Source organism: Marinobacter antarcticus (assembly GCF_011049865.1).
GTDB lineage: Bacteria > Pseudomonadota > Gammaproteobacteria > Pseudomonadales > Oleiphilaceae > Marinobacter > Marinobacter antarcticus_A.
The window spans coordinates 1-14,555 of sequence record NZ_DRGY01000141.1; the positions used below are offsets into that span (position 1 = coordinate 1).

The following is a 14,555-nucleotide window of genomic DNA, read 5'->3' on the forward strand; positions in this document are numbered from 1 at the left end:
CCCCAATGTGGATATTACCCGGGTGATGATTGCTGCCCATATCGTATGCCGTCTGCAAAGCACCGGCCTGTTGCTGAACGTCGTTAACGCTGTTGACGGCCTTGCCAAGCATGTCGCTGAAGTTCGATGTCTCCCGAACCTGATCAACCTGACGCGGGCCGTCAATGCGGCCGCGCACCGACTGGTCTTGTTCAACACGCTGATCTTGGTTCATTTGCGAACGCAATGAGCGAATGTCGGAAAGAACGCTGTTGATGTCGGCACGCTGAACCATAACTTTCTCCTGAGACCGCCCTGGCGAGCGATCTTGCTGGCCTATCTGTATTGATTAAGGCTTAGCAATGGTCAGGCCACAATTTATTTTCTTCTACTTATCAGTGAGTTAGAACAATTTTAAAGAGACAGCAAGCCGATGATGACAGAGTTTTGACGGCGAAGCTTTTACGGTGGGATGCCAAAAAAAAGCACCCTTGTGGGTGCAATAATGAAGGGGTACTGCATGAAGGGGTACTGCATGAAGGGGTGCTACAAATAGGGGTACTACAAATAACCATTTACGCCATGGCAAGTTCCGCATCCAGATCAATCCCGGCGTCGCGCATCTGAGCGAGTTTGTACCTCAGCGTTCTAGGGCTTATGCCCAACTGCTCTGCGGCCCGGTTGCGACGACCACGCTCTTTTCTGAGTGTCTGAATAATGATACGAAACTCTTGTTGGCGCAGATCATCTCCAAGCGATCCGACTTCAACCGATACAGGGCCTGGCTCTGGTGGCAATGAACAGGCCTCGCCAGCAGGTGCAATGAAGACCGGTGTCGTGACCGAAGCCGCCGTTGCCCCGTGGCCGTCGAAACGCCCGCTGGTGCCAATTTCAAGACACAAGTCACCGGCGTGGATTACATTACCCTGGTGCAGTACCAGCGATCGTTGAATCGCGTTGTCCAGCTCGCGCACGTTGCCAGGCCATGGGTGTTGCATCATTGCGTTGCGGGCATCTGTCGCAAAACTGATGCCGGTAAGCTTCATTTTACGACAGTGTTTTTTTAGCAGTGAGGTTGCCATAGGCAAAATATCCAGCGGGCGCTCTCGCAGCGGCTGCCAGTGCATGGGAAATACACTCAACCGGTAATACAGATCCTCCCGGAACCGACCCTCCCGCACAAAATCTGCCAAGTTCCGGTTGGTTGTCGCCACCACGCGAACATCCAGTGAGATGGTTTTGCGACCACCCACCCGTTCAACCTCACGCTCTTGCAACACCCTGAGCAACTTGGACTGGAGTGCCGGGTCCATTTCTGAAACTTCGTCCAGCAAAATGGTTCCGCCGTTGGCCTGCTCAAATTTTCCGGGAGCGGAGGCGACAGCGCCCGTAAAGGCGCCTTTCTCATGGCCAAACAGAATTGCTTCAAGCATATTCTCGGGGATAGCGGCGCAGTTAATAGCAATAAATGGCTGATCGGAGCGGGGCGATTGTTGATGAATATACCGGGCCAGAACCTCTTTACCCGTTCCGCTTTCACCGGAGATCATGACGGTGGACTCGCTGCCGGCCACCTTTGCGGCCAGCTGAAAAATACGTTTGCTAGCTGGGTCTTCTGCAACGGGTTCATCTGCGGATTTCTGGCGACTGCCGCCCACCACCTTGCTAACCGCATCAACAAGAACCTTCGGCTCAAACGGCTTTACCAGATAATCGACCGCACCGGATTGCATGGCAGAAACAGCGTGGTTGATCTGGCCATACGCGGTGATCAACATCATCGGTAAGCCGGGGTACAACCGCTGAACCTCGCCCAGCAATTCGTGGCCGGAGAGCCCAGGCATGTTGACATCGCTCACCACCATATCGACCGGCGCCTCTGCCAACCTGGCCAACGCTTCGTGGGCGTTCGAAGCCTCGCGTACGCGGAACTTCGCCAGCTCCAGGGTGGTGACCAACGCTTCGCGCAGATCACGGTCATCTTCAACAATCAGAATCTGGGCCTTGGCCATGAACGCCTCCAATCAGACTTTGTTACGCAATAGCGGTAGACGCAAGGTTGCAACAGCGCCGCCCTGCTCCGGCGATTCAATGGAAAACCGGCCCTGATGAGCCTTCACAACCGCCTGTACCACCGCCAGACCGAGCCCGGTGCCGTGGGATTTCGTGGTGTAAAAAGCCTCAGTCAATCGGCTGGCGTCGTCTTTGGCAAAACCCGGGCCGTTATCCACAACGCGAATCAACAGCTCGCCAACGTCCGACGTAACCTGAACCACCACGGCGGTGGCACCGGCTTCCAGGCTGTTGTTCACCAGATTGGTACAGGCGCCTACCAACGCATCCCGGTTACACATCAACCGGCAGTCTGTGGACACATCGTTCTTCAACATCACGCCGGAGCTGGCTGCAGGTTTGATTCCCTCGATTGCGGATTCCAGGGCCAAAACCAGGGTGTCGGCACACAATTCTTCTGCCAATCTGGTTTCGCCTCGTGCAAAAATCAGCATATCCCGCACCTGTTGTTCAAGATGCGCAAGCCGAGACATCAGTCGCGAAGCACAGCGCTGGCGCATCTCCTCATCCAGATCGTTCTGGGTTAAGTGACCGCCGTAGAGAATGGCCGCAGACAAAGGCGTACGAATCTGGTGCGCAAGCGACGCCACCATTTTACCCATGGCAGAGAGCCGCTGGGCATGGGCGAGCTGTGACTGAAGATGACGGGTTTCGGTCAGGTCGGTCAGCAGAATCAACTGCCCCGGCTGATTGTCCATGGTACGGATTTCAATGCTCACCCGGCGCCCATCCTTCAAGGACACCTCATGACCATCATCCCGGCGCGGAGAAAAACAACGACGAATCACATCCACCCAGCGCTCACCGTCCAACGGCTCACCCAGCAACGCGATAGCCGCAGGATTGCTCTGCGACACCGCACCCTGGCTGTCCAGAACGACCACCCCGGCGGGCAGCGCTTTGAGCAACGTAGAGAGTCGGTCGGCCAACTGCTCTTTCTCCTCCAGCTCCTGCTGACGCTGCAAAGACTCCTGACTCAGCTCACCGGATAACTGATTAACCCGCGACTCCAACGTGCGATAAGAATCGGTAATCTGCCGCGACATCTGGTTGAACATCTCCAGCGCAGAACCTACCGCCTCATCATCCTGCTGTGGGAATAACGCCCTCACCTTATCGTTAGCATCCGCCGCCGCATTGGCCTGCGCCTCATGCTCCGCCGACTGAATGACAAACTGTGCCTGACTCATAACCTGACTCCCGATTAGCCTCGTACACGAAGCCACACCTTTCGGATGATCCTTTTACAAGCCATTAAGCCAGCTCCGTGCCAACTAAGGTTTTTCTTTACATATCAATAGGTAGAGAAATCCAGAGAAAGATAAACGACAGTTTTACGTCGCCCAAAACGAGAAAAACGCCAAAGACCCGAGATCCTTGACGCCTTATTGTCACAAAACAAGAAGAGGCTATTACCTCAGTTTCTGAGTGGGTGTGGGGCACCACCAAAGCTTGGCCGATCAGGACTCCTCAGACTCCTCCTCCCGAAGCCCATACTTCCGAACCTTCTCCACCAGCGTCGTCCGCCGAATCCGAAGCTTCTCAGCCGCCCGGGCAACCACACCCCCGGCCTCATCCAGAGCCTGCTGAATAAGCTGCTTCTCAAGATTCGACAGATAATCCTTCAGATCAATACCGTTGACCGGCAACAGAGCAGGCGCATCCAGCCCGACAAGTCCTGGAATACCCGAAGGCAACCCGGAATCCTCAATCGGCCGATTCTCATCGAAATCGTCCACATACCGGAACTTCTTCGGCAACTCCTGCACGCCTATAACGGCGTAAGGGTGCATAATCGAGAGCCGCTCAACCAAGTTTGCCAACTCACGGACATTACCCGGCCAGTCGTGCCGACAAAGGCTCATGATTGCCGCCGAGTTCATTCGTAAGGACCCGCGCTTCTCCTTCTCTAAACGGGATATGAGCTCGTTGATCAACAGCGGAATATCCTCCACCCGATCGCGCAAAGACGGCACTTCAATGGGAAAAACGTTCAGCCGGTAATACAGGTCTTCCCGAAATTCACCCGACTCGATCATATCTTCGAGGTGCTTGTGCGTCGCGGCGATAACCCGCACATTCGCCGAAATCGTCCGGTTACTGCCCACTCGCTCAAACGTGCGCTCCTGCAATACGCGCAATATTTTCACCTGCATGCTGAGCGGCATATCGCCTATTTCATCCAGGAACAGGGTTCCTCCTTCCGCCAGCTCAAAACGGCCAACCCGGGAGGTAATCGCACCCGTGAACGCGCCTTTTTCATGGCCAAAGAGCTCGCTTTCGAGCAATTCACCCGGGATAGCGCCGCAGTTTACTGGCACAAACGGCTTGTCGCGGCGGGACGAATGGTAGTGAAGATTGCGCGCAACCACTTCTTTGCCCGTGCCAGACGGCCCGGTGATCAGAACGCTCACATCCTTATCAGCCACCTGTTCCATCAGCTGTCGCACTTGCTGAACCTTGCGGCTGGTTCCCACCAAACTTCGGAATAGCTGCAGACCCCGTTGCTGCCCACGCTCGTTTGAACGACGGAACTGGTCTGCAAAAATCTGGGCGCGATAGAGCGAGTCGACAAACTTGGTATAGTTTAGAGGCCATTCCATGCGGGCAATCACACGGGCAGAATCCGACTCCCCAAGGCCTTTCAGATCAGGATCACCCACCATCAGCAAAGGCACACCCTGAACCGCCCTGCACACAGATTCTATTGTTTTTACAATTCCCGCATCCGCGCCGTTTAAAACGGCAACAGAAATGTCCGCCAGGCTCTCCTGATCCGCCGACTCCAGCAGTGCGAGGGCCTGATCGCCCACAACAACTTGCTCTTCGCCAATGAACTCAAGAATCATAGCAACATCGCGTAGTCTGGATTCATCCTCGCTCAGCACCAGAACCTTGTTACTTTTAGACATCCACAAGAATCTCTTTGGGAATTTGTGCGGTATTTAAGACGGTAAAATCAAAAGAGTCAATTTTATGACGCTATTTAGGCCGGTGCGTTGAAATGTTCTGATACGCCTTTGCGGCACTGCTGTTACGATTTATACCTTTTAAGGCCTGTTCCGCTTCTGCTTTCGCCAGAGCAGCACCTTCGCCGGCTGCATCCAGAAACTGACGCAACTCTTCCAGCCTCATACGCACCGACTCCGGCTCTACAAGCCCTGCTTCCAGCGCCGTAATCAGAGGCTCTGTGATGGGCTTTACCCGGTCATTTAGGCTCACTAAAGCATCCCAATCGTGATCAGCCAGGGTGCTGCCAAGATCCACCATTAACTGATCAAAATTTTCCAGACAGGATCGGAGTTCAATCGGCGAATCATCGTAAGAATCAACCATGGCGCTACCTCCTTCCACAAAGCGGTGATGAGCAATCAATCCGGAACATAACCAACCGGATGGCAGTGATTGTCGGTAAACATGCGCTTCGCCGTGAAGGCGAATGCAGGCTACATGGTAGTCCAGAACAACCGCGCATTGTAATAGCAGATGTTATTGGCCTCTGGTTGGTGACCCCTGGAGGAAGGGGTAAAGAAATCTGTGCGCTGAAATGCTAAGATGGGGAATTATTTCATCAAACGGGTGTTGGGAAACTCTTTAACAGGATCTGCGGAACGGGCTAACCGAACCCACGCGTTAAAGGGAAAGGGAAAGGAACCTTATGGCATCTCAATGGTATTCACTTATTTCACAAAAGCTGGTTCTGGCACGCACGCTTCTTGAAAAATCAGAGCACTCCGCCGATGCCGGCACCCCGTCCAATGCTCCTGTGCAAACATTGCAACGTGAAGCGGCTACGCAAGGTTCTATAGAACTTCTGCTCAGGGCAAAACGGCTCTTATTGGTTTTGATCGCTCGGTACTATCAGAAAAACCAACGCTCCGAGGAGCCGTCGTCGTTGGCGGAACTCGCAAACCTGATTGGCGAGCATGCCACTGAAATTAGTCAACTGAGAGCACTTGAGGATCAGGCGGGAAGCTGGTGGAACCACCTCGACCAACTCGACACAGCGCAAAGCAGGCCACCTGCGGCACGAAAAACGGTTAATGAGGAAAATATCATTGCCATATCGGCTGACGCCGGACCGGACCGTTCCGCTCCAACGCTGATAAAAACGCTGAACGCGTTAAAAAAGTTTACCGACAACCTGGAAGAGCAACATGGCGAGTGGTGATTACACTGGCCAATCACTTCTGGTTCTCAACATTAAAAGGTTAATGAAATGTCACCATCGTTCTTCGAAATTGTACAACTGAGTAATGGCGATTACGCCCTGCGACGCATCGACGACGACCGTGCACCGCTGGTCAAGATTTCTTTCTCAGATGAAGCCCGTGAAATGATGGAAGACCGGGACATGTCTGTCGCCAAAGCAATGATTGCTGCCGGAATAGAAGCTGCGGGCAGTGTTAATCACGATATTGACTGGGACGATGACGAGCTGGACGTTTCAGACGCTCAACCCGCCTACACTCTCCACTGAACGCGGCAATCAGCGTTGCCTGAGCACCACGCCATGGCTGTTGCCTTGCGCAGCCGCTTTTTGCAGCGAATCAAAGGCTGTTTTGCCCAGCTTACGCGTCCACATAACCACTGCATGGCAGGTTCCCGCGCTCAAGGCTCTTTCCGCGAGCTGGCGAGCGGGGTACTCCGCAGTGGAGCGCAACACCAAAAGTTCCCCAGCGACTATACCGTGCATTTTTTGCCATTTGCTCACCAGTGCCTGAGGCGGATCAATCCACGCCAGCCAGCGCTTTTCCTGATTAAGCTGAGTCAGCATCGGTAACAACAACTGAAAGTTTTCTACTTGCCCTTCTGGCAAAATAATCTCTGTAACGTTGCCAGCCGGCGGGGAATCCGCAACATCCGGTTTATGTTGTGCCCGGATGACAGCGCGCTGTTTACGGGCGGCATACTCCGGCACCGGGCAGGGTAAAATGCCTTGTTGCCACGCCACATTCTGATTGAAGCTAAGCTGTTCCATAAGTCACCCGTTTCTCAATGTGTCTGTGGTTGTACCAGCTCGGTCAGTGCAAATCAGAGCGCCGTATAACACCTACACCCAGCCCTTCAATGAACAGTTCCTGCTCTTTCAGATCGACTTCTATCGGCGCAAAATCTTCATTTTCGGCGATCAAATAAACCTTCGAGCCTTCTTTCCGGAACCGCTTTACCGTTACTTCGTCGCCCACTCTGGCCACAACAACCTGGCCATTGTGAACGTCCTGGGTGCTGTGCACCGCCAACAGGTCGCCGTCAAGGATGCCTATGTTTTTCATGCTCATACCCCTTACCCGGAGCAGATAGTCTGCTGATGGGGAGAAGAACTCCGGCTTGAGTGTACAGTGATCTTCAATGTGTTCCTGGGCTAGAATCGGGCTGCCTGCCGCAACCTGGCCGATAACGGGAAGCCCCGGATCTTCCGCCACTTCGGGCAAACGAATGCCGCGGCTGGTGCCCGGCACCATTTCGATGGCACCTTTTCGTGCCAAAGCTCGCAGATGCTCTTCAGCAGCATTCGCCGAACGAAAACCCAGTTCCGTCGCTATTTCAGCACGAGTAGGCGGGTAGCCGGTTTCATCTACAGATCGGCGAATAATATCCAGTACTTGGGTCTGTCTTGCTGTCAGCTTCATTATTGGGCTGCTCCGCGTGCTGCATGCAGGGCTCATGCATGCTTGGCCTGATATCTGCTGGCGTTACCGTGCGCCAGTCAGCCTGTTTGTTTATACAGTGTTTTGACTATATACAGTGTTTTATCCAGTGTAAAGCCAAGTGACCTATTTTCTTGCAGGCCCTTAACCACAGCGCTTGCGGTAGTGTGATATCGTAGAATAAACCTCTATTTGTCATCAGTGAGAATTATGAACCAAGCGACGTCCTGCAGAATGCCAGACAACCTGAAAACCACCGACGGAAGTGAGCGGCGCGTGGGGGTTGAAATAGAATTGTCAGGGCTCGGCTACGAGCAGCTCGTCACTCTGGTTGCAGAACTTCTTGGTGGAAAAGCGGTGCTTGAGTCCCGCTATGTAAGCAAGGTTGATACGCCCCTCGGATACTTCATTATTGAGCTGGATTCAGAGCCGGTAAAGGAACTGGCACTTGCGGATGAGCGTCTGCCTCAGTCCATACGTGAACTCGGCGGGCAGGCGATGGACGTTATAGATGCGGCCGCTGAACGCATTGTGCCGCTGGAGATCATCAGCCCACCGATGTTTTTCTCAGAGCTGGAACCGATTGAAGCTCTGGTTGAAAGTTTGCGTAAAGCCGGCGCCCTGGGCAGCCGAAACGCCATTTACTTCGCGTTCGGTTTGCAGCTTAATCCCGAGTTACCCGACCTTCAACCCGCGACGCTCGTTCGTTACTACCAGGCGTTTGCGCTGCTTTATGATTGGCTCAAAGCCCTTCATCAATTGGATATCAGCCGGAAGTTCACGCCTTACATCGAGCCCTGGAGCAGCCGTTACACAGATTTGCTCGTAGCAGACGATTACGCGCCGGATCAGCATGAGATGATGGTGGATTATCTTGAAACCAACCCGACCCGCAATCGTGCGCTCGATCTGCTGCCGCTGTTTGCTCACCTGGACAAACCGCTTCTCGATCAGTATGTGAAAGACCCGCGCATAAAAAGCAGGCCCACATTGCACTACCGGCTTCCGGACTGTGATATCGATAATCCCGAGTGGCATTTTTCAACGGTCTGGAACGACTGGGTCGTGGTGGAGCAGTTGGCAAATCACGCCGACGACTTGGCAGAACTTCGCGCTCTGTTCCGGGAAAGCCGCAAAATCAGCCTCCGAAACCTGACTCAGAACTGGCAGGAAACCTCCGCAAAATGGCTGCACAGCAAAGGCTATGTCTGAACCGAAACCGATTGTCGATAACGTTCCGGGGCTGACGATTGGCATCAGTGGCCCGGCCCACAAGCGGGTTGCGCAGCAGCTGATCAGCTTTGCCTTGCGGTTGCAGGGCGCACGCCCTTATTACATTCGTCCCGGAGCCCGGGTGGATGCGGCTCTGCTTGACGGATTGGTGCTCTCGGGCGGCACCCACGTTCATCCTTCGCGTTATGGTCAGGAACCTCAGGTGAGCGCCCGTTACGACCACGCCCGTGATACAACCGATTATCACTTGCTGGAACAGGCTGAATCGGTGGGAATTCCAGTGCTCGGAATTTGCAGGGGTGCGCAGCTCATCAACATATTTTACGGCGGGTCGCTGTGCCAGAACGTAACGCCACTGAGGGTGAATACGCGGCACCGGCCACTGTTATTTCCGATGCAAACCGTTCGTCTTGTAAGCACCAGCCGCCTGGGACAGCTTATGGGGGCCCCGGTCATTGGCGCCAACCGAATACACAGCCAGACCATAAAACGCCTTGGCACAGATTTAAAAGTGACAGCGGTTGATAATGACCTGTTCGTTCAGGCTATCGAGAGCACCCGGGGTCAATGGCTTATGGGTTTGCAGTGGCATCCTGAATATCTACTTTACCAAAGTGGCCACCGGCGGATTTTTCACGAATTCGTGCAGGCAGCGCTGTCTTTCAAATTGGCCAGGCTGGAGCCCGAATCCAGCCGGGCCTGACCTGAATTCAGATAATAAACCCGATGCCGGGGAGGCACATTATATGATCAGACATAAGCAGAACATTCGCGCTCTATGGGCACTACCGCTGTTTTTACCGGGCGTTGTCATGGCGGGTGAGGTCACTCTTACCGGCGAGGGCAGCGTGCGCTATGAGCCGGACAGTGCCCGCCTGACATTCACCGCCAGCGCCGAACATGAGCTGCCTCAAAAAGCCACGGATCAGGTGGCATCCATCATGAAGCAGTGGCGCGAAGGCATAAGCGACTATCGGCCCCAACTGCAAGAGTACGCCGACGCGTCCGTGCATCTGTATAGTCGCACCCTGCCCTCTGAAGAGCGGGATCAGGAGCCGGAAAAAACGGCTGTTGCCTCACAAACCATCAGCTTCAGCATTTCAGACCTGTCGCTGCTGAATCCGATTCTGCAGCAAGCTCAGGCACTCGGGCTGAATTACAACCTCGGTCCCCATCAATTTTTCCACTCTCAGGAAACCCGCATGGAGCAGGACGCACTGGCACTTGCGCTGGCCGATGCAAAATCCCGGTGCGAGTTTGTAGCCCAGCAGATGAACCAGAGCTGCGGCAAAGTGGTCACGCTCAACATTAACGGCGGCCACCGCCCCATGCCCATGATGATGTCTGCGGACGCACGAGGCGCTGGCACCATCTCCAGTGTCGGCGAGCGAGAAATCAACGCATCGGTAAACGCGACGTTTGAACTGGACTGAACTCAAAAATCCCGGGTATAGAAGATATCCAGAGAGGCTGCCAGCCCGCTGGCAGCCTCAAGATAAAAGAACCGGCCCAGATCGTAACGCAGAGCCACAGTGCTGATAGGCTCGAAAATACCCACGCCATATCGAATACTGAGTTCATCGCTCAGGTAACCACTGGCGACAACCGATGTCTGGTCTCCGCTGCCCTCCGCTTCCAGTGCTAAATCCCGAATGCCAAAGCCTTCGCCAATCTGTCCGGTAACCTTGTTTACCTGGGTCAGCCCGAGCGAGAGGGCGGCTTTGCTCATCTGCCCGTCCTCAGTCTTCCCCCTGGGCGCACGGCCAAGAATGACGTAAGACAACGCATCGGACTGCGGCATATCCGGGTTGGCGAACACTTCGGTGGTGGGAGACTGGGCCGGACCACTCAAGCGGATCCCCGCCACCACAGCGTCGACCTTTCTGATGGCTTCAATATCCAGGTACGGCTGCGCCAGACTGCCCACAAACAGCACCCGGGCACGCCGCAACTCAAGCTCCTGGCCATACGCTTCATACTGACCGTTAACCAGTTGAAGCGTCCCCCTGGTGTCCATATCCTTGCCTATTCTCAAGGTTCCCTCAAGATCACCCGTTACGCCAAAGGCGACAAAACTGACGCGATCCTCGCCAACCACAACCGTAACATCCATGTCCATTGACTGGACAAGAGGCTTTTCCGGCTCGGCTCCGACAATCACTTCGTCGTCTGATACGGACACCGCCTGCTCCGGTAGCCCTTCAATTTTTATATCACCTCTGGGCACTTCAATCCGCCCTTCCACACGCAACGCGCCCTCCCGGAACGCGATGGTCAGATCTGGCGCCACCTCAAGACGGGCGTAGGGCTCCACGCTGAAAGGCAGCCTGTCGCCGGTAATGTGAACCTCTCCGCCGGGTGCATCCTGCCAATCAACCTCACCTTCAATTTGCGCCTCGCTTCGGGCATTGCTTTTGATTTGACCGCTGATGTTTGCGGAATAACCATCGAGTAATACGGTGACCGCCACTTCCTCAATGGGCAAAGGCAAACGGGGATCGACCACGCGGCCATTGGTTAACGCAATTTTTCCGTTCACCAAAGGCTTCATCAGAGGCCCTGAAATTTTACCTTCGCCGTTGATCTCACCGGCGACCTCTTCAAGCCCGGTGAAGATACCCGCGAGGGCGATATCAAGACCCTCCAGTTTGAACTGGCCCTCAATCGTCCGATCTTCCTCCGTTGGGTCCAGAGTCATATCCACCGAGAGTTTGCCAAGCTGCGGGCCGGAGAACCTTACGGAAAGATCCGCTTCATCGGGCTTTAAATCCAGCTCCGCCGTCAAGGTCTCGTAACTCAGGTTTTGCCACTCGTTCTCTAAAAGCAGCTCGAATCTGCCTTCGCCAGCATCAAGCGCTATACGGCCTTTGGGGCCCTTGTCCGTTGACGTAAACTCAACCTCGCCGTTAATGCTTGACTGCCAACGCAGGGTCTCAGGGAAAATCGGCGCCAGGGCGGCGGCAGGGAAACTGTCGATACGGTAGGCAATACTGGGCACCGGCAGCAGGGTTTGTTCGTCCGCGCACACAGAACTTTGTTGCCAGCGCCAGCAATGCGGCCCAACACTGAGCTTGCCGTCTTTGGCAAACGTTAGCTGCGCCGCAGAATCAAGTGCCCAGCTCTGTTCCTGTTTGGGCACATCAATGACACCCCGGGCAAGCTGACCTTTCCAACTTGCCCACGCGTCGCCCGCTGCTCCCTGGAAATCCAGTTGCACCCGCGCATCCTCTCGCTGTGCATCAATGGTTACCGAGTGATCACTCTGCGTGCCTTTGGCCTTGACGGCAAGGGACCTGACATTTTGTCCCGCCACCGTAATGCCCTTGCTTTGCAGTTCACCGTTGAAACGGAATCCCGAATTCAGGTCGGCATTCAGGCTCAGCGACTCAACGACCACAAGATCCTGCCAGCGCAGTTCGGCGGCGCTGGCCGTCAGTTCACCACGGGGATCATCGAGCGTTCCGGCAACTGCCAGTTGAAGCTCCGCCTTGCCGCCCAGGCCCGGCATGATTTTATCCGGATCGGGCAACTTGAGATCCAGACTGGCCTGCAACTCCTTGCCCCATATACCATTGCCTTCGAGGCGGTTCTCACCAATAACCAGTTTCAGCTCGGGCACCACCCAGTCACCGGTCGACGTATCAATCCGTCCCGCCGCCACTGTTGGGCTGGAGCGCCACTGGCCTTTCAGATCCCAGCTCGCCTGCATGACCGGCACCGGGCCATCGGTAAGCTTTCCTTCGGAAGTAACCTGGCCGCTGAGACTGGCCTCAAGAACCGGAAGCCAGTAACCCGGGTTGAAGTTTTCAAGTTCCAGCGCTGCCTGCCAGCTCAGAGGACCGGAAAAATCCACGGCGCCGTCACCCGAAAGCGAACCTGCGCCCGTCACCGCAGAGAGTTTTGTTAATCGCAGTTGATTGGCATCGCCGGTGATCACTGTCGCCAGCTCGGCGCTGCCCTGGGAGCCATCTACTTCGGCGGTCAGGTCGGCTTTATAACGCCCGTCTTGCCACGACATATTGCCGTCGAGCTTACGAAGCGCAACCGGCGGTTCTTCCATGCCGGGTAAAAGTGAGTACCAAGGAAATTGCCGCAGTTGCAACGTTGCTTCCGCACTGAGGCCGCCCTGCCATTGCGTCTTACCGATAACCACAACCGTTTGCGGTGAGGTGTTGGCCTTATCCGTCGCGGTTTTGCTCCCAGCGGACAGCTCCAACCTGATATCCCGAGCCTCAGCGGTTGTCACCAGGCTTACAAGTGTTAGCTCGATCGGCCCGGTGGTGCCCGGAAGTGTAGCCTGCGCTCGTGTTTTAAACCCGCTCTGCAAGCTGCCTTCAGCCTCCACGAACCAGTTTTCCAGCACCAGGGTTTCCGGCAGCGCTTCAGCCGCGCGGAAGGTTTTGGAGGTGATTTTCACGCGTGCAGGCAGGTTTGATGCTAACGGTTGGGCTTTGCCTTCCAGTGCGGCGTCAAGATAACCACGGCTCTGGCCCGCAAGCCCAAGATCCCGCACGCTGCCGGAGAGTGTCAGGTCAATGTTCCAGGCATCACCATAAGGTGGCGGCAAAGTGGCGTTCACCTCCAGATTAACTGGCCAGTCCCGTCGTGTTTCCACTCGGCCAGAGGCCACTACGGTATAGTCATCAAGCTGATAGTAAACGCGATTGAGTTTCCAGTCGGCTCCTGCGCCGCCGGCATCAAGCTCAAATATGTCCCATACCTTGGCGCCGTTAAAGGTAAATGTGCCCAGTCTTACATCGTTCGCTTTGAGCCCCAGGGGCAATTCGATGCTCGGCAGGCTGACGTCTTCCGCCGGAGCGGGTTCTTTATCGGAGGGCTGTACACTGACGTCCAACTGCTGCACATGCAGGGTTTCAAGGCAGAACTGCAGGTCAAAAAGGCAGGAAGGTGACCAATCGATAAGGGGCGATGCAGCCACCACATCGACGCCGTAGCCGCGCCACTCAAGGCGATCCGCTTTCCAGGTTCCAAACAGGGAACCCTGGTCGTTAACCACCTCAAGTCCTGGAATCTGGTCGATTACCCAAGCGGTTCCCGACTCCGAGCGCAGCGCCAGCAAGATGGCCGAAACCAGCACAACCGGCAGCAACACGAGCAGCCCCAAAAGCAACAACAACCAGAACCGGAGCCGACCTGTACGCTCGCGCTGCGGCTGTTCTGCGCTATCCACACTTTCGCTGTCTTTGGGTGTTTCTGTCACAGCTCAGGCCCCATTGAGAAGTGAAGTCGCCAATCACCGCCAAATTCCGGGTTCAATCCTTTAGCAATGTCTAGCCGCAGAGGCCCCAGCGGGCTGATCCAGCGAATGCCCACCCCGACGCCCGTCGCAAGGGGATCAAGCAGATTATTCACCACGTTGCCATGGTCGATAAATGTAGCTGCTCGCCATTTATCGGCGAACTGATATTGGTATTCGACACTGCCCACCAACAAGTAACGCCCCCCCACCGGAACACCGTTATCATTCTCCGGCGAAAGGGTTTGGTATCCGTAACCGCGCACGCTCTGATCGCCACCGCCAAAGAAACGCAACGAAGGCGGCACGTCCTCAAACTGGTTAGTCGCTACGCCCCCGAACTGGAAACGGGTCAGAAAACG

At 55.2% G+C, this 14,555-nt stretch carries 14 protein-coding genes; 5 read left to right on the top strand and 9 right to left on the bottom strand.

What is annotated here, in order from left to right:
* The 5 genes from ENI00_RS17230 to ENI00_RS17250 form a co-directional block, all read right to left on the bottom strand.
* Nucleotides 1-274: flagellar hook-basal body complex protein FliE (locus ENI00_RS17230; RefSeq protein ID WP_304105115.1), on the bottom strand; the 274-nt coding region annotated here is incomplete at its 3' end.
* A 280-nt stretch (nucleotides 275-554) separates the two neighbouring features.
* Nucleotides 555-1,991, bottom strand: coding sequence for a sigma-54-dependent transcriptional regulator (locus ENI00_RS17235; protein WP_304105118.1), 1,437 nt, complete (start codon nucleotides 1,989-1,991; stop codon nucleotides 555-557).
* Nucleotides 1,992-2,003: 12 nt separating this feature from the next.
* Entirely contained in the window at nucleotides 2,004-3,242 is a 1,239-nt protein-coding gene (locus ENI00_RS17240) for a sensor histidine kinase (RefSeq protein ID WP_304105121.1), read from the bottom strand.
* 270 nt (nucleotides 3,243-3,512) lie between these two features.
* Entirely contained in the window at nucleotides 3,513-4,964 is a 1,452-nt protein-coding gene (locus ENI00_RS17245; protein WP_304105124.1) for a sigma-54 dependent transcriptional regulator, read from the bottom strand.
* Between the two features lie 70 nt (nucleotides 4,965-5,034).
* Nucleotides 5,035-5,388 carry an SOS cell division inhibitor gene (locus tag ENI00_RS17250; RefSeq protein ID WP_304105127.1) on the bottom strand — a complete coding sequence of 118 codons (354 nt, stop codon included), beginning with the start codon at nucleotides 5,386-5,388 and terminating at the stop codon, nucleotides 5,035-5,037.
* A 322-nt stretch (nucleotides 5,389-5,710) separates the two neighbouring features.
* Between ENI00_RS17250 and ENI00_RS17255 the strand changes: the two genes are divergently transcribed.
* A complete protein-coding gene (locus ENI00_RS17255; protein WP_304105130.1) occupies nucleotides 5,711-6,223 on the top strand; it encodes a DUF6586 family protein in 513 nt (170 codons plus the stop codon).
* A 48-nt stretch (nucleotides 6,224-6,271) separates the two neighbouring features.
* Complete coding sequence (locus ENI00_RS17260) at nucleotides 6,272-6,532, top strand: hypothetical protein (RefSeq protein WP_304105132.1); 261 nt, start codon at nucleotides 6,272-6,274, stop codon at nucleotides 6,530-6,532.
* Nucleotides 6,533-6,541: 9 nt separating this feature from the next.
* Here ENI00_RS17260 and ENI00_RS17265 read toward each other — a convergent pair whose 3' ends face one another.
* The gene (locus tag ENI00_RS17265; RefSeq protein ID WP_304105134.1) at nucleotides 6,542-7,033 is read right to left on the bottom strand and encodes a cell division inhibitor SulA; all 492 of its coding nucleotides are present in this window, start codon (nucleotides 7,031-7,033) and stop codon (nucleotides 6,542-6,544) included.
* Nucleotides 7,034-7,076: 43 nt separating this feature from the next.
* The gene (gene lexA, locus ENI00_RS17270) at nucleotides 7,077-7,688 is read right to left on the bottom strand and encodes a transcriptional repressor LexA (RefSeq protein WP_304105150.1); all 612 of its coding nucleotides are present in this window, start codon (nucleotides 7,686-7,688) and stop codon (nucleotides 7,077-7,079) included.
* 225 nt (nucleotides 7,689-7,913) lie between these two features.
* On the opposite strand from lexA, the gene ENI00_RS17275 reads away from it, so the two are divergent.
* From ENI00_RS17275 to ENI00_RS17285, 3 genes are read left to right on the top strand one after another with little or no spacing between them, the layout of a single operon-like run.
* Complete coding sequence (locus tag ENI00_RS17275; RefSeq protein ID WP_304105137.1) at nucleotides 7,914-8,915, top strand: amidoligase family protein; 1,002 nt, start codon at nucleotides 7,914-7,916, stop codon at nucleotides 8,913-8,915.
* On the top strand, nucleotides 8,908-9,639 hold the full coding sequence (locus ENI00_RS17280) for a gamma-glutamyl-gamma-aminobutyrate hydrolase family protein (protein WP_304105139.1): 732 nt from the start codon (nucleotides 8,908-8,910) through the stop codon (nucleotides 9,637-9,639). Before ENI00_RS17275 ends, ENI00_RS17280 begins: the two co-directional genes overlap by 8 nt.
* 43 nt (nucleotides 9,640-9,682) lie before the next feature.
* A complete protein-coding gene (locus tag ENI00_RS17285) occupies nucleotides 9,683-10,369 on the top strand; it encodes an SIMPL domain-containing protein (RefSeq protein ID WP_304105142.1) in 687 nt (228 codons plus the stop codon).
* Between the two features lie 2 nt (nucleotides 10,370-10,371).
* Here ENI00_RS17285 and ENI00_RS17290 read toward each other — a convergent pair whose 3' ends face one another.
* On the bottom strand, nucleotides 10,372-14,157 hold the full coding sequence (locus tag ENI00_RS17290; RefSeq protein WP_304105145.1) for a translocation/assembly module TamB domain-containing protein: 3,786 nt from the start codon (nucleotides 14,155-14,157) through the stop codon (nucleotides 10,372-10,374).
* On the bottom strand, nucleotides 14,154-14,555 hold a 402-nt coding region (locus tag ENI00_RS17295), incomplete at its 5' end, for an autotransporter assembly complex protein TamA (protein ID WP_304105148.1). The genes ENI00_RS17295 and ENI00_RS17290, both read right to left, overlap by 4 nt.